Origin of the sequence: Sphingomonas sp., assembly GCF_965248875.1 — a bacterium.
Classification (GTDB): domain Bacteria; phylum Pseudomonadota; class Alphaproteobacteria; order Sphingomonadales; family Sphingomonadaceae; genus Sphingomonas.
In genome coordinates this window covers 1,643,854-1,661,488 of record NZ_CBDFKR010000011.1, presented here as the reverse complement: position 1 = coordinate 1,661,488, position 17,635 = coordinate 1,643,854, and the positions used below count along the sequence as shown (strand labels likewise).

Sequence of the window (17,635 nt, the reverse complement as noted above, 5' to 3'; positions counted from 1 at the left end):
CCGGAGCCTTCTTGGCCGCTTCCTCCGCTGTCCGCGCCGCCGATCCCGTCGAAGCCGATGCGCTGCATCGCCTGGTCCTGCAAAGCCTCGAAGACGATCAGGCGGTCGAGGCCGTCTCGATCCCGCTTGCGGGCAAGACGTCGATCGCCGATCACATGGTCATCGCGTCGGGCCGCTCGACGCGGCAGGTCGCATCGATGGCGACCAAGCTCGCCGAGAAGATCAAGGCGGAGTGCGGCCGCATTCCCCGCATCGAGGGGCTGCCCGCGGCCGACTGGGTGCTGATCGATGCGGGCGACGTGATCGTTCACCTGTTCCGGCCGGAGGTCCGCTCCTTCTACAATCTGGAGCGGATGTGGGCGTTCGGCGATGCGCCGGTTGCGGTGGCGGGCGCCGTCGCCGGGGCGACCCCGGGGCAGGCCTGATCCTCCTCCACATCATCGCCCGCGGCCGGATCGGGCGCGGGCCGGAGGCCGAGCTCGTCGACCGCTATCTGGGCCGGATCGGCTGGCCGACACGGGTGACCGAGCTGGGCGACCGTGGCGGCAAGGCGCCGGCCGGTGACGGGCGCCTCCGCCGCGTGCTGCTCGACGAGAAGGGCGAGGCGCTGCCCTCGCTCGCGCTTGCCGAGCGGCTCGGCGGCTGGCGCGACGACGGCGTGCGCGAGGCGCGCTTCGAGCTCGGCGCGGCGGACGGCTTCGACGACGCCGAGCGGGCGGGGGCCGATCTGCTGCTGTCGTTCGGCCGCGCGACCTGGCCGCACCTTCTCGCGCGGGCGATGCTGGCGGAGCAGCTGTTCCGCGCGACCAGCATCCTCGCCGGCCACCCCTATCATCGCGAGGGTTGAGCGATGCGCCTGACCCTTTCGCTGGCGCTGCTGCTGCTCGGTGCTGCGCCTATCGACGAGCATCGGCGGCTCGCCGACGCGAAACGCGAGGCCGCCGCCGCGACGGCGCGGGCGGATGCGCTGACGCAGGCTGCCACGCGCGAGCGGGATGCGGCGGCGCGGGTGCGGGTGCAGGCGGAGGTGCTCGCCACGCGCGTACAGGCGTCTGCGGCCGGCGTGCGGGCGGCGGAGGCGCGCGTCGCGCTGGTCGAGGAGGCACAGGCGGCGGCACAGGCGCGGCTGGCGGCCGCACAGGCGCCCGCGGCGCGGCTGCTGGCGGCGCTGACAGCGCTGGCGCGGCGGCCGACGATCGCGGCGGTCGCACAGCCGGGGTCGGTCGACGATCTCGTCCACCTGCGCGCGGTGCTCGGTGCGCAGCTGCCGCTGGTGCGTGCGCGCGCGGCGGGGGTTCGGGCGGAGCTGATCGAGGCGCGGTCGCTGCAGGCCAGTGCGGCCTTGGCGGCGATGGCGCTGCGACAGGGGCGGGCGCAGCTGGAGAATGATCGGGTCGCGCTGGCGCGGCAGGCGGCGGAGCACCGGGCGCAGGCGCACGCTCTGGGACAGCGCGCGATCGGTGAATCGGATCGGGCGCTGGCGCTCGGCGAACAGGCTCGCGATCTGGTCGATCATATGATCGAGCAGGAGGACGCCGGTCAGACGCTGGCCGGGCTGGCGCCGCTGTCCGGCCCGTTGCCGCGCCCGCTCGCGCCGGGTGCCGTCGCACCCGTTGCGACGCCGGGCGCTTACCGGCTGCCGGTCAGCGGCAGGCTCGTTACCGGGCTTGGCGAAGTGTCGGCCGCCGGGGTCCGGGCGCGTGGGCTCAGCTTTGCGGTCGCGCCGGGCGCGCTCGTCGTGGCGCCCGCGGGCGGGACGGTGCGCTATGCCCGTCCGTTCCGCGGTTACGGCGTCATCGTCGTGATCGATCATGGCGACGGCTGGACGACGCTTGTCACCGGGCTGGGCCGTGTCGCCGTCGCCGCGGGACGGTTCGTCGCCGCCGGCACATTGCTGGGGCATGCGCCGACCGGTGAGAACCCGCAGATCACCGTCGAGCTGCGTCGACGCGGGCGGCCCGCGGACATCGCCGCGCTGATCGGCTGAAGCGGCCTTTTTTGCGCCCCGCTAACCCGCTACAGACGCACCTCTCACGTCAGGATCATCCGATGCGCCGCTCGCTGTTCACTGCCACCGCGCTGGTCGGCGCGCTCTGCCTGGTACCGCTGGCGACGGAGGCGATGGCGTCGGCCGACACGGCGAACTACCGCCAGTTCGAGCGCTTTCTCGAGGTCTATAATCGCGTCAAGGCCGACTATGTCGACAAGGTCGACGACAGCAAGCTGATCAAGGGTGCGATCGACGGCATGCTCGCCAGCCTCGACCCGCACTCGTCCTATGTCGATGCCGTCGATTTCGACAATATGCGCATCGCCACGGAGGGCAATTACGGCGGTCTCGGCCTGACCGTCTCGATGGAGGACGGCGCGGTCAAGGTCATCGCGCCGCAGGAAGACACGCCGGCGGGACGCGCCGGGATCAAGGCGGGCGACTACATCACCCATATCGACGGCCACCTGCTGTTCGGCCAGACGCTGGACGAGGCGATCACGCAGATGCGCGGCGCGCCGGGGACGCGGATCGCGCTGACGCTGGTGCGTCCGGGCCGTGACGCCCCGATCGAGGTGTCGCTGACCCGCGAGATCATAGTCCAGCGGCCGGTCAAATGGGAGGTCCGCGGCCAGGTCGGCTATATCAACATCAACACCTTTTCCGAGCAGACCGGCGCCGACACACGCGCGGCGATGGTCGCGATCGACCATGCGCTGGGGCATCAGCCGCTCGGCTATGTCGTCGACCTGCGCGACAATGGCGGGGGGCTGCTGAGCCAGGCGATCGAGGTGTCGGACGCCTTTCTGTCGTCGGGCGAGATCGTGTCGCAGCGCGGGCGCGGCCCGACCGACATCGAGCGCTATTATGCGCAGCCCGGCGACGACGCGCACGGGCTGCCGGTGGTGGTGCTGACCAATGCGGGCACCGCGTCGGCCAGCGAGATCGTCGCGGGCGCGCTGCAGGATCATCACCGCGCGCTGGTGATGGGCACGCGCTCGTTCGGCAAAGGGTCGGTGCAGACGCTGATCCCGCTGGGGCCGACGACGCAGCTGCGGCTGACGACTGCGCGCTATTTCACGCCTTCGGGCCGCTCGGTGCAGGAGGGCGGGATCGAACCGGACATCGCGGTGCCGCAACTGTCCGACCCCGATTTCCGTGCGCGCCGCGTGTTTCGCGAGGCCGATCTGGCGCGGCACCTGATCAACGAGATCCGTCCCGACAACCGCGCGGTCGAAGAGGACAGCGCGCCCGACCCGCGCTTCGCCGCCACGCCCGCCACGCTGACGCGGCAGGGCGTTCCGGACTATCAGCTCTGGTATGCGTTGAAGACGGTGGCGCGGCTCGGCGGTCCGGTGCAGGTCGCGGCGGCGACCCGGCCGCGGCCGGTGCCGTCGCCGACACCGGCGCCATGACGGCAACCGGACCAAGCAACATCGCGCGGGCGAACTGGCTGGCGCTGCTACTGCCGGCGGCGCTGCTGGTGGGAGCGTGGGGATCCCAGCTGATCGGCGGGCTGGTGCCATGCGAAATGTGCCACTGGCAGCGCTGGCCGCACTATGCGGCCGTGCCGGTGGCGGCGCTGGCGCTGTTTGCGCCAGGCCGGCTGCGCGTGGCGTTGGTCGTGCTCGCGGCGCTGCTGGTCGCCGTATCGGGGGCGATCGGGGTCGCGCATGCGGGTGTAGAATACCACTGGTGGAACGGCTTCACCGCCTGCACCGCATCGGCGATGCCCGCGAACCTGACCGCGGCGCAGCGGCTCGACTGGTTCATGCACCTGCCGCCGGTGATGTGCGACGTGCCGCAATGGACGCTGTTCGGCGTGTCGCTGGCGGGGTTCAACGCGATCCTGTCGCTCGGCGGCGCGGCGGTGATCGGGTGGTTGTTGATGAGGAGGACGCGATGAGCCGCAGGCCGGGCGACCGCAGCGTCTCCACGGACGCGATGATCCGGGTGGATCAGGCAGGTGAATATGGCGCCACGCGTATCTATGCCGGACAGCTCGCGGTGCTGGGCGACCGGCATCCGGCGGCGCGCGCGATCAGCCACATGGCGCATCAGGAGGAGCGGCATCGCGCGTTCTTCGACAAGCTGATCGCGGAGCGCGGGGTGCGCCCGACGCTGCTCCAGCCCTTCTGGCATGTCGCAGGGTTTGCGCTGGGCGCGGCGACGGCGGCGATCGGCCCCGCGGCGGCGATGGCCTGCACCGCCGCGGTCGAGACCGAGATCGACAGGCATTATCAGCAGCAGCTCGATCAGCTCGGCGACGACGATCCGGCGCTGTCGACGGCGATCGCCGATTTTCAGGCCGAGGAGCTGGAGCACAAGGAGCACGCCATCGCGGCGGGGGCGGAGAGCGCCTTCGGCTACCCCGTTCTGTCCGCGTTCATCCGGCTCGGGTGCAAGGTGGCGATCGCGGCGGCGCAGCGGATCTAGCGGCCGGAGTGGAAGGAGCGGGAGCGATGCGGATCGGCTTGATGATGGTAGTGGCGCTCATGGCGACGCCCGCGATGGCGCAGGTCGCCGGGCCAGGCGTCTCGCGCCCCGCCGCGCCCGCCCCGATCGGCGCGGTGCCGCAGCGTGCGCTGATCAACGGCGTGTTGGTGCTCTACGGCAACGAACGCTGCCCGACCGACCGCGAGGGCAACGAGGTTATCGTCTGCGAGCGGCGGTCGGCGAGCGAACAATATCGCGTTCCCAAGGAGCTGCGCGAGTTCGTTGTCACGCCGGAAAACCAGAGCTGGGCGCGCCATGCGCAGACGACACTGGCCGACGGCACCGGCGCAAACAGCATCGGCAGCTGCTCGGCCGTCGGTCCGGGTGGGCAGACGGGGTGCTTCGAACAGCAGGCGCAGAATAACCGAGCGACCAACCAGGCGCGCACCGCACAACAGCGGCGCGCGCCTTAAGGGTCTTGCCGCCCCGGCGTGCAGCCTCATAACGGCAGCGTGCCGGCGCCTGCCCCTCATCATCGCATAGCGATCGTCATCGGGCTGCTCGTCTGGTTTGCGTGCAGCTGGTTCGGGTCGTGGGAGGGCAACCCAAACAACGCGACGCGCCTTTTCGCGGCCACCAGCCTGGTCGAAGACGGCAGCGCGGCGATCGACCGCTTCGCGCCGCTGACGATCGACAAGGCGCGGTTCGGCAGCCACTATTATCTCGATAAGGCGCCGGGCATGACCCTGATGGCGCTTCCGGCCGTGGCGCTGGCCGATGCGCTGACGGGCAGGCGGGCGAGCGCGGCGCCCGACCTGTGGCGGTTCATGCGGCTCAGGCTGCGGCTGGCGGTGGCGAGCGGACCGGCGCTGCTGACCGGGATCGCGGCCGCGCTGCTGTTCGATCTGGCGCTGGGGCTGACGGGGAGCGCGAGCGGCGCGCTGGTCGCGGCGCTCGGCTTTGCGCTGGGCTCGCCGGTGTGGGGGTGGTCGACGACGGTGTTGGGCCACGGCGCCGTGGCGGCGCTGTACGTCATTGCCTTGTGGGCGCTGTGGCGCGGGGTGGGACGGCCGTGGCTGTATGCGCTGGCCGGGGCGGCGCTCGGCTGGGCGGTGGTGATCGAGTATCAGGCGGTGCTGGCGGGCAGCGTGCTGGCGCTGTTCGGACTGGTGCGTGTCTGGCCGCAGCCGGGACGCCGGCGGATGCTGGGCGCCGCGATCATCGGCGGATTCGTCGCGCTGCTGCCGCTGCTCGCCTATAACATGATGGCGTTCGGGACGCCCTTTCGGCTCGGCTATCAGGGCGTGGTCGGGTTCGAGGGGATGAACCGGGGGCTGTTCGGGCTGAGCTGGCCCGATCCGGCCGTGCTGCTGCAGCTGATCGCTGGGACGCGGCGGGGGCTGTTATGGGTCGCCCCGGTGCTGGTGGTCGCGCCGCTCGGGCTGCTGGACCTGGGCGCGCGCGACCGGCGGCTTGCCTGGGCCGCCGGGGGCGGGGCGCTGGTCGTGCTGCTGGTCAATGCGGGCTATTTCTATTGGGATGGCGGCAACGCGACCGGATCGCGGCATGCGGTTCCGGCGATCGGCCTGCTGGCGATCGGGCTGGCGCCGTTCTGGGCGCAACTGCGGACGCGGGCGGGGCGGATTGCGACCGCCTCGCTGCTCGGCGTCGCGATCGCGATCAACCTGCTGATCGCCGCGTGTGACATATTCGCGCCGCCAAGCGACCCGTGGCCGCTGCGCTGGGTCTGGACGCAGCATCTGGCGCGGGGCGACATCACCTCGGTCGCGAGCGACTGGTTGGGATGGCCGGGTTGGGCGGGGCTGATGGTCTGGGTTGCCATAGCGCTGCCGGTGCTCGGCTGGCTGGTTCGCGCTGTCGCCTTGCACCGGGCGGGGCCCCGGTTTAGCCTGCTGGGGTCCGCGTGACTGGCGCTCGAGTGGCTTGAACCACGGGGAAGCGGGGGCAGACGCGCCGCGCGCCTGGGCATCCTGACGACCAAGGAGCGTGCCATGCGGATCGCCTTTCTGCTTTTCCCCAACGTCACCCAGCTAGACCTGACCGGTCCGGCGCAAGTGCTGTCGCGGCTCGGCGGCGGTGCGAAGCTCGACCTGGTGTGGAAGACCCTCGATCCCGTCCCGACCGATGCCGGGTTCAGCATCGTGCCGACCGCGACCTTCGCCGACATGCTGGCCGCCGACATCCTGTGCGTGCCGGGCGGGATGGGGGTCGCCTCCGTCATCGACGATGCCGATGCGATGGCCTGGGTCGAACAGGTGGGCGGCAGCGCGCAATGGGTGACGAGCGTATGCACCGGCTCGCTCATCCTCGGCGCGGCGGGGCTGCTGCGGGGCTATCGCGCGACGACGCACTGGGCTTGGCACAACCATCTGGCGCTGTTCGGCGCAACGCCGGTGCAGGCGCGGACAGTGGTCGATCGCAACCGGGTGACCGGCGGCGGGGTGACGGCGGGGATCGACTTCGCGCTGACGCTGGCGGCGCTGATCCGGGGGGAGGACACCGCGAGGATGCTTCAGCTGGCGTTCGAATATGATCCCGCCCCGCCTTTCGATGCGGGAACGCCGGAGCGGGCGGGCGAGGCACTGGTCGCGGCGTACCGGCGGCGCGCGGCGCTGCTGGCGCCGAACCGGGAGGAAGAGCTCAAGGCGGCAGCGGCGCGGCGGGGGTTCGGCTAGGGCCGGTGTTCGCGGCTGCGCCTGATGCTGCGCAGGCGATGCCAGACGAACAGGACGAGCGCGACCACGACGAGCGCGACGATTACGGCGTCGAGGCGATGGAACCACGCCTTGACGCGCGGGTCACTGTTCCACCGGTCGCCCAGCTTCATGCCGACCCAGGCCAGCGCGAAGCACCACGGCCAGGAGCCGAGCGTGGTGTAGAGGTGGAAGGTCGCCCGGTTCATCCGCGCCACGCCCGCCGGGAAAGCGATAAAGGTGCGGATCACCGGCAGCAGCCGCCCGATCAGCGCCGCGGGGCCGCCGAACCGCGCGAAGAAGCGGTCGGCCTGGTCCAGATGATGCGCGTCGATGAGCAGCAGGTGGCCCCAGCGCGCGACCAGCGGGCGGCCGCCGCGCTTGCCCGCCTCATACGCGATCGCAGCGCCGATGTTCTCGCCGATCGCAGCCGCCGTCGCCGCGCCGATCAGCGTGAAGCGGCCCTGCGCGACGAGGAACCCGGCAAAGGGCATGATGACCTCTGACGGCAGCGGGATGCATGCCGCTTCGATCGCCATCAGCAGGGTGACGCCGGGATACCCGGCCGCCTGCATCACCGCGATGATGAACGAGGTCAGCGCCGACAGGATGTGTTCGAGCATCGCGCCTTCCTAGCGGCACGGTGGCGGGAGGAAAGCGCCAAAGGTGACGAAGCTGTCACCAGAACGCATCCGTCCCACCCGCTGCGCAGGTGGCGCGACGCGGGGAGCAAAGTTGTCGAACTTGCCGCAGACGGGCAACTGTCGATCAACCGGAGCCGCCCGGAACCTGTGCGCAGCGATCATTCCCGCAGCTGGACCGTCAACCCTGCTGTAGGACAGCAAAAATTGCGTGCCGGACGTCTCCGTCAGCTGTCGCTGCCGCTTCGGCGACTCTTCGTCCGGCCCGGCTGGACGCCCGGTGGCACGCCGGTCAGGATGCAGCATCGTCACGGGAGCCGCATCATGGCCGATCCACCCAAGGTCTTCGACTTCACGCTGCTGATGCCGCGCATTCAGCTCAACCTGTGGACGCTGGCGCTCGACGCAAAGACCGATGCGGTGGCGATCGCATGGAAGCCGGGACAGTTCACGACCGCGCTCAAATATAATTACGGCGGGGCGATCCAGGCGTCGATGGCGGTCAGCGGCCAGAGCCTGTCGCTCAGCCTCGATCCAGCACTGATGCAGCCGACGGCGCAGATGGTGCTCAAGGGCTATGATTTCACTGCCGCGGCGAGTGCCAGCCCGACCGCGCTGGGGCTGACGATCGGCTATGGCGCGGCGCCGCTGCCGACGCCGGCGACGCTGGGGCCGGCGATCAACGGCGCATGGTCTGCGGCGGGGCGGATGTGGGGTGATGCCGGGATGATCCCGCGCGATCCGCTGGGCTATCTCAAGCTACACTCCAACGATCCCAAGGCGTTGGCCGAGGCGTATCAGCAGACCAAGAAGATCGCCGAAGTCGACCCGAACAAGGTTCAGGTCGGCGCGGGCTTTTCATTCACGCGCAAGCCGGGCGGGCCGGACGGCAAGGGGCCGGAGGTCAACACCGTGCTGATCCAGGTGTGGGGCAGCTTCTGACGCGCTGCGCGGTCACGCGGCGATCAGCCCTTTCGCCATCTTGAGATCGGCGACGAAGCGGCCGAACTCGTCCTCGGCCTGCGCCTTGTCCTGGAGGCGCAGCAGGTAGCTGGGGTGGACGGTGACCAGCGCTCCACCGCCGTCGGGGAGCGTCAGCGCCTGTCCGCGCTCGCGGCCGATCGCCAAGACGCGGCCGAACAGCGAGCGGGCGGCGGTGGCGCCCAGCGCGACGCTGATTTCCGGGCGGACCAGCATCTGTTCCTGTTCGATCCACCAGCGGCACGCCTCGATCTCCCCCGCGCCGGGCTTGGCATGGATGCGTCGCTTGCCGCGCAGCTCGTATTTGAAATGCTTGACCGCGTTGGTGACATAGACGCGCGAGCGGTCGATGTCGGCGGTCGCAAGCGCGCGGTTGAAGACCTGGCCGGCGGGACCGACAAAGGGGTGGCCGGCCAGATCCTCCTGATCGCCCGGCTGCTCGCCGACGAACATCAGCTGCGCGTCGACCGGTCCCTCGCCGAACACGGTCTGGGTCGCATGTTTGTAGAGGTGGCAGCGGGTGCAGCTCAGCGCCTCTTCGCGCAGCGCCGCCCATGCGGCCGCGCTGTTGCTCCCGGTATCCGCAGCGCGTGCGGTCTCGATCATGCTCGACTCCCGTGCCTGCGCGGTGGCGATCAACTGCGGCACCAACGCGGTTTCGGGCATGTTTTTCCAATATTTCCGCGGCATCTCCTTCAACATCGCGCCGATCTTGACGCGGGCCGGGTTGAAGATGCTGGCGTAATAGGTCTTCCACACCGCCTCGGTCGGGTCGCCGTCCGGCGCATCCGCCCTGGTCGCGCCCGGGCCTTCCGAGAGTGATTGGCCGTCCCAATGAAGCGACAGCTCGGGCGTCAGGATCGACCAGCGCATCGACGCGAAGCGGTTGACGAAGAAGCTGGCGTTGGCGCGGACGATGTGGTGCTCGGGCTCGAACCAGGCGACGTAGCGCGCACCCTGATCGTCCTCGACCTCACGAAAGCGCAGAAAGGCGCGCATCTTGTGGATGTCGCGGCGGACGTTCTTCGCCAGCGTGTCGAGCCTGCGGACGAGGGGGTCGGCGCGATCCTCGATCAGCCTGGGCTCGGCGCGCAGCCGGGTGAGCAGCGTGTAGAGCAGCGAGAATCGCTCCGGATCGTTCGACGCCACGACGTTGCGGGCGAGATCGATGAACGGGCGGGGGACAGTCAGCCCACCAGTCGCCGACGGGATGGGCGCACGATCGGCAGCATTGCCCGCGAACAGGTCGACGGCATCGTCGCCGACCTGCCAGACCACGTCGCCGGGGGGAACCTCGGCGGCGGCGAGCGGGCGGGCGGCATCGCGCCAGGCGTCGAAATCGTCGGGCGCGGGAAGCGTGACGGTGCGCATCGTCAGCGCGGCGGCGGCGCGCCCGCCGCGATCCATTGGCGGATCAGCGCCACGCCCTCGGCATGGACCACGTTGCGGCCCAGCTCGGGCATGGCGATCCCGGGCTCGACCGACTCCATGCGATAGACCAGGATCGACGCGTCGGGCTGGCCCGGCGCGATGTCGACCAGCCGCCCGCCCGAGCCGCGCCCGGCGGCGACGGGGTGCTTGCCGATGCCGCGCGCGGTCGCATCGAGCTGGCGCCAGTCGAAGAACAGCCCGGAATTGGACGCCGCGCCGCGGGCATTGTGGCAGTGCGCGCAGTTGGTTTCGAGATAGGCCGTGGCCCGATCGCCCAGCGGCGCGGCCGGATCGTCCCAGCGGGCGAGGCGCGGCGCATCGGCGGGCAGGCGATCGAGCAGCCCGGCGGCGGCCCATGCCTGCAGCTGATGCCCGTCATTGAGGTTGCGGACCTTGGGCCCGATCGGGGTGATGCTGCCGGACAGCGCGTGGCAGTCCTTGCACTGGTTCTGGTTGGGCACCTGATAGCTGATGGTGTGCGGTACGCCTGCGGGATCGGTGAAGGTGACCGGCAGGCGCGCCCCCGCGCGGCGCAGCGTCGCGTCGCTTCCGTCGGCGTTCCAGACATAGGGTAGCGCCACCCAGCCGTTGGCGCGGTGAAGCAGGACGCGGGTCTCCAGCGCACGGAAAACGCCGTCGGGGCGGTAGCCGAAGGTCTTGATGAGCGCTGCGCCCACGGGAAGGTCGAGCACCGCGTCGGGATCGTAGCGCGCCTGCGCACCGGCGGGCAGGTAGAGGAAGCGCTGTTTCTCCGCATAATCGGAGAAAAGCGGGGTGTTGAGCGTGTAGGGCGTCACCCGCGCCGCCGGGGTGCGGGCGCGGAGGTCGGCGAAGAAACCGTACTCGCTCAGCGCGGCGGGATAGGCGTCGGCGGTGATCGCCGCGTCATCGACGCCTGCAGCCGATGTGCGCGCCGCCGTGGCGCCGATCACGACGCTGCACGCGGCGATGACCGCGAGCGCGACGCGCGCGAGCTTCACCGCGCCGCCGCCGCCATGCTCGCCGGCAGCACCACCGCGGCGCGCTCGGGCAGCGCTGGCGCGTCGAGTGTGGCGGGGGCGGGGTGCGCGGTCTCGATCGCCGCGCCCGGCGCCAGGCCAAGGCTGAGCACCTGCGCATCGGCGACCCGCAGGCCGAGGTTCGCACCCGCGCCGTCCCACAGCACCGGTGGGATCGCGCCGCCGAACGCCGCGACGAGCTGATCGCCGCCGGGCAGCTGCGGCGCGAAGCCCGCGCGGCCGTGCGTGTTGCCGCTGATCTGCACCCGGCGCGGCAGCGGGTTGTAGCGCGCGTCGGTGAACGCGTTGCGGTAGCTGATGATCATCACATTGGCGGTCGCGTTGCCGCCGAGCGTATTGCCGCGCACCCAGACGCCGTCGTTCGCCATCACCAGCACGCCCGTGCCGCGCCGCACCTGCGCGACGATGTTGCCGGCGGGCGCGAAGTTCGCCTGGTCATTGTCGATCACGCGGTTGGCGAAGACGCGGACGTCGCCGCCATTGCCGCGCGGCAGATTGGGCAGGTCAAAGACCAGGATGCCGCCGGTATTGTGCGTCGCCAGATTGTCGTGGACGTCGGCGTGGCGCGAGTTTTCGATCTCGATGCCTGCGACATTGCCGCGCGCGGTCGAATTGCGGACGACGATATTCTCGCACTGGCCCACATAGATTCCCGCATCGGACGCGCCCTCGACCGTGACGCCGTCGATCAGCACGTCGTGGCTGTCGACCGGATAGACGCCATAGGCGCCGTTGGTCGCCCGCGGGCCGCCGGTCCAGCGAACGGTCAGCGCGCGGTAGACGATGCGGTTCGCGGCCTTCGACTTGATCGCGTCGCCGCGCGCATCCTCGACCGCGAAGTCGCGCAGCGTCACGTCGTCGCTGGTGACGAGCAGCCCCTCGCCCGCGCCCTGCTGATGCGCGAAGGAGAGGATCGTACGACCCTGCCCGGCGCCGCGCACCGTCACCCGGGCGACGTCGAGCGACAGCCCGTCATTGAGCTCGAACCGCCCCGCCGCGATCGCCACCGTATCGCCGGGATGCGCATCGAGCAGCGCCTGTTGCAGCCGTTCCTGCGCGTTCGGCCCTGCCGCCACCGCGATCGTCCGCGCCCCCGCGGGGACTGCCAGCATCATCAAGCCGAACGCCAGTGCCGCCTTCATCGCCCTCTCCCGTCCCTACGCCGCGAACAGCTCCAACTGCTGCTTCTTGGCCGCAACCAGCGGTTTGACATCCGCCCGATCGGAGAGTGCCACGGGACGCCAGTCCTCGGCAACGAGGAAGGGGCGCAGCTTGGCGATCGACACGGTGAGCCGCGCGACATCATCGAGGCGCAGCCGACGCCAGCGGCGGCTGGTCAGGATCGCGTTGACCGCCTTCACGCCGAGCCCCGGTACGCGCAGCAACTCCTCGCGGGGCGCACGATTTACATCGACCGGAAAACGGCCGCGATGCTTGAGCGCCCAGGCGAGTTTCGGGTCGATGTCGAGCGGGAGCATGCCCGTGGCCGGATCGGCGGCGGCGGCGACCTCGTCCGGACGATAGTCGTAGAAGCGCATCAGCCAGTCGGATTGATAAAGGCGGTGCTCGCGCATCAGCGGCGGCCGCTGGAGCGGGAGCACCGCGCTCGCGTCCGGGATCGGGCTGAACGCGGAATAATAGACGCGGCGCAAGGCGAACCGGTCGTACAGCCCCGATGCGCGCGCGATGATGTCGCCGTCGGTGGCGGCGTCGGCGCCGACGATCATCTGCGTCGATTGGCCGGCGGCAAAGCGGGGCGCGGACTTGTAGCGTTTGGTTGCGTCGCGGGCGTCGACGATCGCCGCCTTGACCTTGCCCATCGCGCCCTCGATCCGCTGCGCCGACTTTTCGGGCGCAAGGCGCGTCAGCCCGGCGACGGTGGGCAGTTCGACGTTGATCGAGACTCGATCGGCGTACAGCCCGGCGCGATGGACCAGCTCCGAATCGGCATCGGGGATCGTTTTGAGATGAATGTAACCGCGGAAATGGTGATCCTCGCGGAGCGAGCGCGCGACCTCGACCATCTGCTCCATCGTGTAATCGGACGAGCGGATGATCCCCGACGACAGGAACAGCCCTTCGATATAATTGCGCCGATAGAAGGCGAGGGTGAGCTGGACGACCTCGTCAGTCGTGAACCGCGCGCGGCGGACGTTCGAGCTCTTGCGGTTGATGCAGTAATGACAGTCGAAGATGCAGCTGTTGGTCAGCAGGATCTTGAGCAGCGAGATGCAGCGGCCGTCGGGCGCATAGGCGTGGCAGATACCCATGCCCTCGGTCGATCCCAAGCCCTTACCGTCGCGGCTGTTACGCTTGGCGGTGCCCGACGAAGCGCAGGACGCATCGTATTTCGCGGCGTCGGCAAGGATCGCAAGCTTCTCACGCGTGTCGAGCTGCGCCATGCGCGTTCCATATGCGTTCTGCGACAGGACGACAAGGCAATCACCGTCAGCCAACCATTGTTGATCTAGATTTGTGGTTGAGCTGCGGCTACTTACGGTGCAAACCGCAATGTATGTTATTGCAGAGTGAAGCATGACAAAGGCTGACGTGCTGGTGCGGCTGCACCGGCATCAGGAAAATATCCTGGCGATCATGCGGGGCGCGGAACCGCTGCTCCGTGACTCCGCGTTGCGCGACGTCGCGGCGCTGGCGCGTGCGCGCTGGGCCTTGATGCGCGCGCTGGGTGAGTATCAATTGTTCAAGCATAACGAGATTTTCGATCCGGCGATCGCGCGCGACCTGCTCGGGTCGGCGCTCAAGGCCGAGCGAATGAAACGCGCCTGCATTGCGATGGGCGACGAGTTTCGCGGCTATGTGACGAAATGGAGCGGCCGGGATGTCGCCGGCGACTGGGTCGCATACGAGCCGGCGGCGCTGCAGATCATCGCCCGGCTGCGCGCCCATATCGCGCGCGAGCGGACCGAGGTGGCCGAACTGCTGGATATGGCGGCCTGACGAGCGCTCACGCGGCGGCTAGGATATCGACCGCGCCGCCGAGGTCCACCGACACTAGCCGGCTGACCCCAGGCTCGATCATCGTCACGCCGAACAGCCGGTGCATCCGGCTCATCGTCACCGCATTGTGGGTGACGATCAGGTAGCGGGTGTCGGTGTCCGCGGCCATGCGATCGAGCAGGTCGCAGAAGCGTTCGATATTGGCGTCATCGAGCGGCGCGTCGACCTCGTCGAGGACGCAGATCGGCGCGGGGTTGGTCAGGAACAGCGCAAAGATCAGCGCAACGGCGGTCAGCGCCTGCTCGCCGCCCGACAGCAGGGTCAGCGACTGGAGCCGCTTGCCCGGCGGCTGCGCCATGATCTCCAGCCCCGCCTCGAGCGGATCGTCGGCGTCGACCAGCGCCAGATGCGCCTGGCCGCCATCTCCCTTGGCGTTGAAGAGGGTGGTGAACAGCCGCCGGAAATGCGCGTCGACCTTCTCATAGGCGGCGAGCAGGCGCTGGCGGCCCTCGCGGTTGAGCGCGCCGATCGAGCCGCGCAGGCGGTTGATTGCTTCGCCCAGCTCGGCCCGGTCGGCGGCGTTGGCGCCCGCGCCCGCCTCCAGCTCGACCAGTTCGCGTTCGGCGACGAGGTTGACCGGCCCAAGCCGCTCCCGCTCGGCGACTAACCGGTCATGCGCTGCCGACTCCGCGGTGGGCGTCTCGACCTCGGTGACGGCGAAGCCGAACCGCTCGGGGAGGACGGGGGCGGGGCAGGCGAAGCGCTCGCTCGCCACGCGGCCCATCTCGACGCGGCGCAGCTCCTGCGCCTCGACGCGCGCGAGTGCGCCGGCGCGCGCCTCGCGCGCGACGCCGAGCGCCTGGGCGGCGGCGCGCTGGGTGAGGTCGGCGGCGGCGCGACTCGCGTCGGCCTCGGTCTCGGCCGCCTGCGCCGCGTCGGCGGCGGCGCGGGCGACGCCGTGCGCGGCGTCGGCGGCCGCGATCGCGCCGCGTAGCGCATCGGGCTGATCCGCCAGCGCGGTCTGCGCTGCGGTCAGCGCCGTCTCACGCTTGTCCGCGTCGGCGACCCGCCGCGCCGCCTCGCCCGCCCGGGCGCGCCAGTTGCGCGCGTCGGCGGCGACCCCGGCCAACCGCTCGCGCGCGGCGGCGATGACGGCGTCGAGCCGGATTCGCTCTCCGCGCGCCGAGGCGACCGCCCCGCGCGCCGCATCGGCGTCGCGCGCCCGTGCGGACGCTTCCGCCCGCGTCGCGACCCCGTCGGGGACGGCCGCGGCGGCGGCGTCGGCGCGGGTCAGCTCGGCGGCGGCGTCCGCTTCCTCGGTGGCGATCTGGGTGGCGCGGGCGTCCAGATCGGCGCGCTGGGCGGCGAGGCGTTCGAGCGCCGCGAGCGCGCGATCTTCCGCCCGGGCGGCGTCGCGGGCGTCGGTCTCGGCGCGAGACTGGGCGACGCGGGCGGTGGCGGCGGCCTGCCGCGCGGTCTGCACGGCGCGTTCGGCCCTGGCATGTGCGATGTCCGCGGCGGTCGCGTGCGCCGCCAGGGGGGTGCGGTCGGCCTCCAGCGCCACCAGCCGGTTGAGCCCCTGCAGCTGCGCCGCCGCCGCCGCGCCGCCGCTCGCCGCGCGATACCCGTCCCAGCGCCGCAGCGCGCCGGCGCGGGTGACGAGCCGCTGCCCGACCGCGAGCGGCTGACCCGAGTCCGCGTCGGCGACGAACACCTGCCCCAGCCGCCGCGCCAGCGCCGCGGGGGCGGTGACGCCGTCGGCGAGCGGGACGGCGCCCGACGGCGGCGGCGGGTCGCCTGCGAGCGGCGCGGCACCGCTCCACGCGCCGAGCGGTGTCGCGAGGTCGTCGTCCAGCGCGGCGGCGAGCGCCTGCTCCCAGCCTGGCGCGGCGGCGACGTGGTCGAGCAGCCGGTCGCCGCCCGTCCGCGCCGTCGCCTTGCGCAGCGCCGCAGCTTCCCCCTCGAGCGCCGCCAGCGCCGCCCGCACCGCCGCGCGCGCAGTAGACGCTTCCTCACGAGCGGCCAGGCCGGTCCGCTCGGCGGCGTCCGCCTCGGCCAGTGCGCGGCGCGCCGCCTCGCTGGCCGCTGTCGCCTTGGTCCGGCGTTGGGCGGCGGCAGCGTGCTCGGCGGCGAGCGGTGTCGTGTCGGCGACTGCGGCAAACGCCTGGGCGAGCTGGGACGCCTCTCGCGCCGCACGAGCGGCGCGCGCGTGGGCGGCGGCAAAGTTGGCGGCGGCGACGCGCGCGTCGGCCGCTTCCGCCGCGGCGCGCGCCTGCACCTGCGCCAGCGCGACCTCCGCATCGCGTGCGCCGCGCTCTGCGGTCGCCAGCGTGGCGTCGCTGGCGGGGAGCGCGCCGCTCGCCGCGGCCAGCGCCGCATCGCCCTCCGCCTTGTCGGCGGCGAGCTGCTCCAGCGCCCCGGCGGCGTCGCGCGCCAGCGCCGTTTCGCGCCCGCGCTCCTCGGTCAGCCGTTGCGACGCGTCCGCCAGTTCCGCGACCTGCCGCTCGGCGTCGGCGAGGTCGCGGCGGAGCGTCGCCAGCCGCCTGCGCCGCCTCGCCCGCCCGGTCGCGTGCGGTCAGCGCCGCGCCGCGGGCGTCGAGCAGGCGGCCCGTCGCCATCGCCTGGGCCGCGCCCGCTTCGGTCTCGGCCGCCGTCGCGGTGGCGACCTCGGTGTCGAGCGCCGCCGCCTGCACCTTGGCTGCGTCGGCCGCGGTCGCCGCCTCGCGCCAGCGCGCAAAGACTAGCCGCGCCTCGGCGACCCGGACGCGCTCGGACAGCATGCGGTAGCGCTCGGCGGCACGCGCCTGCCGCCGCAGCTGGCCCGCGCGCGCCTCCTGCTCAGCGATCAGCAGGTCGAGCCGTTCCAGATTGGCCTCCGCCGCGCGCAGCCGCTGCTCGGCCTCGCGGCGGCGGACGTGGAGCCCCGCGATGCCGGCCGCCTCCTCCAGCATCGCGCGGCGGTCGGCGGGCTTGGCGGCGATCACCGCGCCGATCCGGCCCTGGCTGACCAAGGCGGGCGAGTGGGCGCCGGTCGCAGCGTCGGCGAACAGCAGCTGGACGTCGCGGCCGCGCACGTCGCGGCCGTCGAGCCGGTACGCCGACCCTGCGCCGCGCTCGATCCGGCGCACCACTTCGCGTTCCTCCGCGCCGTCGGCGGCGGCGGCTTCGATCAGCAGCGACACCTCGGCGAAGTCGCGCGGCGGCCGGGTCGTGGTGCCGGCGAAGATGACATCGTCCATCCCCGCGCCGCGCAGCGACTTGGCCGAGCCCTCGCCCATCGTCCAGCGCAGCGCCTCCAGAAGGTTCGACTTGCCGCAGCCATTGGGCCCGACGACGCCGGTCAGCCCCCGCTCGATCGGCAGGTCGACGGGGTCGACGAAGCTCTTGAACCCCGCGATCCGCAGGCGCTTGATCTGCATTAGCTGCAGGCTAGCCGATCGGGATAGGCGCGCAACTACTCACCTC

The 17,635-nt window shown here is 71.4% G+C and carries 16 protein-coding genes, 1 pseudogene and 1 riboswitch; of the genes and pseudogenes, 11 read left to right on the top strand and 6 right to left on the bottom strand.

Going from position 1 to position 17,635, the window contains the following annotated elements:
* Window positions 1-11 precede the first annotated feature (11 nt).
* The 9 genes from rsfS to ACP2AD_RS15225 all read left to right on the top strand — a co-directional run bounded on the left by rsfS (window position 12) and on the right by ACP2AD_RS15225 (window position 7,122).
* Window positions 12-425 carry a ribosome silencing factor gene (rsfS, locus tag ACP2AD_RS15265; RefSeq protein WP_425230891.1) on the top strand — a complete coding sequence of 138 codons (414 nt, stop codon included), beginning with the start codon at window positions 12-14 and terminating at the stop codon, window positions 423-425.
* Window positions 425-847, top strand: a complete 423-nt coding sequence (locus ACP2AD_RS15260; RefSeq protein WP_425231188.1) for a 23S rRNA (pseudouridine(1915)-N(3))-methyltransferase RlmH — start codon at window positions 425-427, stop codon at window positions 845-847. The genes rsfS and ACP2AD_RS15260 overlap by 1 nt, the downstream gene beginning before the upstream one ends.
* A 3-nt stretch (window positions 848-850) precedes the next feature.
* Window positions 851-1,987, top strand: coding sequence for a murein hydrolase activator EnvC family protein (locus tag ACP2AD_RS15255; protein WP_425230890.1), 1,137 nt, complete (start codon window positions 851-853; stop codon window positions 1,985-1,987).
* 62 nt (window positions 1,988-2,049) lie between these two features.
* Window positions 2,050-3,405, top strand: coding sequence for a S41 family peptidase (locus ACP2AD_RS15250; RefSeq protein WP_425230889.1), 1,356 nt, complete (start codon window positions 2,050-2,052; stop codon window positions 3,403-3,405).
* The gene (locus ACP2AD_RS15245) at window positions 3,402-3,896 is read left to right on the top strand and encodes a disulfide bond formation protein B (protein WP_425230888.1); all 495 of its coding nucleotides are present in this window, start codon (window positions 3,402-3,404) and stop codon (window positions 3,894-3,896) included. The genes ACP2AD_RS15250 and ACP2AD_RS15245 overlap by 4 nt, the downstream gene beginning before the upstream one ends.
* On the top strand, window positions 3,893-4,426 hold the full coding sequence (locus ACP2AD_RS15240; RefSeq protein ID WP_425230887.1) for a demethoxyubiquinone hydroxylase family protein: 534 nt from the start codon (window positions 3,893-3,895) through the stop codon (window positions 4,424-4,426). The genes ACP2AD_RS15245 and ACP2AD_RS15240 overlap by 4 nt, the downstream gene beginning before the upstream one ends.
* Window positions 4,427-4,452: 26 nt before the next feature.
* Window positions 4,453-4,899: a hypothetical protein gene (locus ACP2AD_RS15235; protein WP_425230886.1), complete on the top strand. Its 447-nt coding sequence runs from the start codon at window positions 4,453-4,455 to the stop codon at window positions 4,897-4,899.
* An 18-nt stretch (window positions 4,900-4,917) separates the two neighbouring features.
* Complete coding sequence (locus ACP2AD_RS15230; RefSeq protein WP_425230885.1) at window positions 4,918-6,354, top strand: hypothetical protein; 1,437 nt, start codon at window positions 4,918-4,920, stop codon at window positions 6,352-6,354.
* Window positions 6,341-6,421, top strand: a riboswitch (ZMP/ZTP riboswitch). (Overlaps the previous gene by 14 nt.)
* Before the next feature lie 17 nt (window positions 6,422-6,438).
* The gene (locus ACP2AD_RS15225) at window positions 6,439-7,122 is read left to right on the top strand and encodes a DJ-1/PfpI family protein (RefSeq protein WP_425230884.1); all 684 of its coding nucleotides are present in this window, start codon (window positions 6,439-6,441) and stop codon (window positions 7,120-7,122) included.
* Here the strand turns inward: ACP2AD_RS15225 and ACP2AD_RS15220 are convergent.
* Window positions 7,119-7,763 (bottom strand): DedA family protein, encoded by a 645-nt coding sequence (locus ACP2AD_RS15220; protein WP_425230883.1) that lies wholly within the window; start codon window positions 7,761-7,763, stop codon window positions 7,119-7,121. The two genes, ACP2AD_RS15225 and ACP2AD_RS15220, sit on opposite strands and share 4 nt — an antisense overlap.
* 342 nt (window positions 7,764-8,105) lie before the next feature.
* Here ACP2AD_RS15220 and ACP2AD_RS15215 point away from each other — a divergent pair, with 342 nt between their 5' ends.
* Window positions 8,106-8,723: a hypothetical protein gene (locus ACP2AD_RS15215; protein WP_425230882.1), complete on the top strand. Its 618-nt coding sequence runs from the start codon at window positions 8,106-8,108 to the stop codon at window positions 8,721-8,723.
* Window positions 8,724-8,735: 12 nt separating this feature from the next.
* Here the strand turns inward: ACP2AD_RS15215 and ACP2AD_RS15210 are convergent, their stop codons facing one another.
* From ACP2AD_RS15210 to ACP2AD_RS15195, 4 genes are read right to left on the bottom strand one after another with little or no spacing between them, the layout of a single operon-like run.
* Window positions 8,736-10,133, bottom strand: coding sequence for a UdgX family uracil-DNA binding protein (locus ACP2AD_RS15210; RefSeq protein ID WP_425231187.1), 1,398 nt, complete (start codon window positions 10,131-10,133; stop codon window positions 8,736-8,738).
* A gap of 2 nt (window positions 10,134-10,135) precedes the next feature.
* Window positions 10,136-11,173, bottom strand: coding sequence for an SO2930 family diheme c-type cytochrome (locus ACP2AD_RS15205; protein WP_425230881.1), 1,038 nt, complete (start codon window positions 11,171-11,173; stop codon window positions 10,136-10,138).
* Window positions 11,170-12,354 (bottom strand): parallel beta-helix domain-containing protein, encoded by a 1,185-nt coding sequence (locus tag ACP2AD_RS15200; protein ID WP_425230880.1) that lies wholly within the window; start codon window positions 12,352-12,354, stop codon window positions 11,170-11,172. The genes ACP2AD_RS15205 and ACP2AD_RS15200 overlap by 4 nt, the downstream gene beginning before the upstream one ends.
* A gap of 15 nt (window positions 12,355-12,369) precedes the next feature.
* Complete coding sequence (locus ACP2AD_RS15195) at window positions 12,370-13,614, bottom strand: putative DNA modification/repair radical SAM protein (RefSeq protein WP_425230879.1); 1,245 nt, start codon at window positions 13,612-13,614, stop codon at window positions 12,370-12,372.
* Between the two features lie 148 nt (window positions 13,615-13,762).
* On the opposite strand from ACP2AD_RS15195, the gene ACP2AD_RS15190 reads away from it, so the two are divergent.
* Entirely contained in the window at window positions 13,763-14,170 is a 408-nt protein-coding gene (locus ACP2AD_RS15190) for a hypothetical protein (RefSeq protein WP_425230878.1), read from the top strand.
* Window positions 14,171-14,177: 7 nt separating this feature from the next.
* Here ACP2AD_RS15190 and ACP2AD_RS15185 read toward each other — a convergent pair.
* Window positions 14,178-17,589: pseudogene (locus tag ACP2AD_RS15185) on the bottom strand (chromosome segregation SMC family protein).
* Window positions 17,590-17,635 lie beyond the last annotated feature (46 nt).

Coding starts and splice junctions, on each gene's coding strand:
- ACP2AD_RS15255 (WP_425230890.1), top strand. CDS start 851: ATGCGCCTGACCCTTTCGCTGGCGCTGCTGCTGCTCGGTGCTGCGCCT.
- ACP2AD_RS15250 (WP_425230889.1), top strand. CDS start 2,050: ATGCGCCGCTCGCTGTTCACTGCCACCGCGCTGGTCGGCGCGCTCTGC.
- ACP2AD_RS15245 (WP_425230888.1), top strand. CDS start 3,402: ATGACGGCAACCGGACCAAGCAACATCGCGCGGGCGAACTGGCTGGCG.
- ACP2AD_RS15240 (WP_425230887.1), top strand. CDS start 3,893: ATGAGCCGCAGGCCGGGCGACCGCAGCGTCTCCACGGACGCGATGATC.
- ACP2AD_RS15235 (WP_425230886.1), top strand. CDS start 4,453: ATGCGGATCGGCTTGATGATGGTAGTGGCGCTCATGGCGACGCCCGCG.
- ACP2AD_RS15225 (WP_425230884.1), top strand. CDS start 6,439: ATGCGGATCGCCTTTCTGCTTTTCCCCAACGTCACCCAGCTAGACCTG.
- ACP2AD_RS15220 (WP_425230883.1), bottom strand. CDS start 7,763: ATGCTCGAACACATCCTGTCGGCGCTGACCTCGTTCATCATCGCGGTG.
- ACP2AD_RS15215 (WP_425230882.1), top strand. CDS start 8,106: ATGGCCGATCCACCCAAGGTCTTCGACTTCACGCTGCTGATGCCGCGC.
- ACP2AD_RS15210 (WP_425231187.1), bottom strand. CDS start 10,133: ATGCGCACCGTCACGCTTCCCGCGCCCGACGATTTCGACGCCTGGCGC.
- ACP2AD_RS15200 (WP_425230880.1), bottom strand. CDS start 12,354: ATGAAGGCGGCACTGGCGTTCGGCTTGATGATGCTGGCAGTCCCCGCG.
- ACP2AD_RS15195 (WP_425230879.1), bottom strand. CDS start 13,614: ATGGCGCAGCTCGACACGCGTGAGAAGCTTGCGATCCTTGCCGACGCC.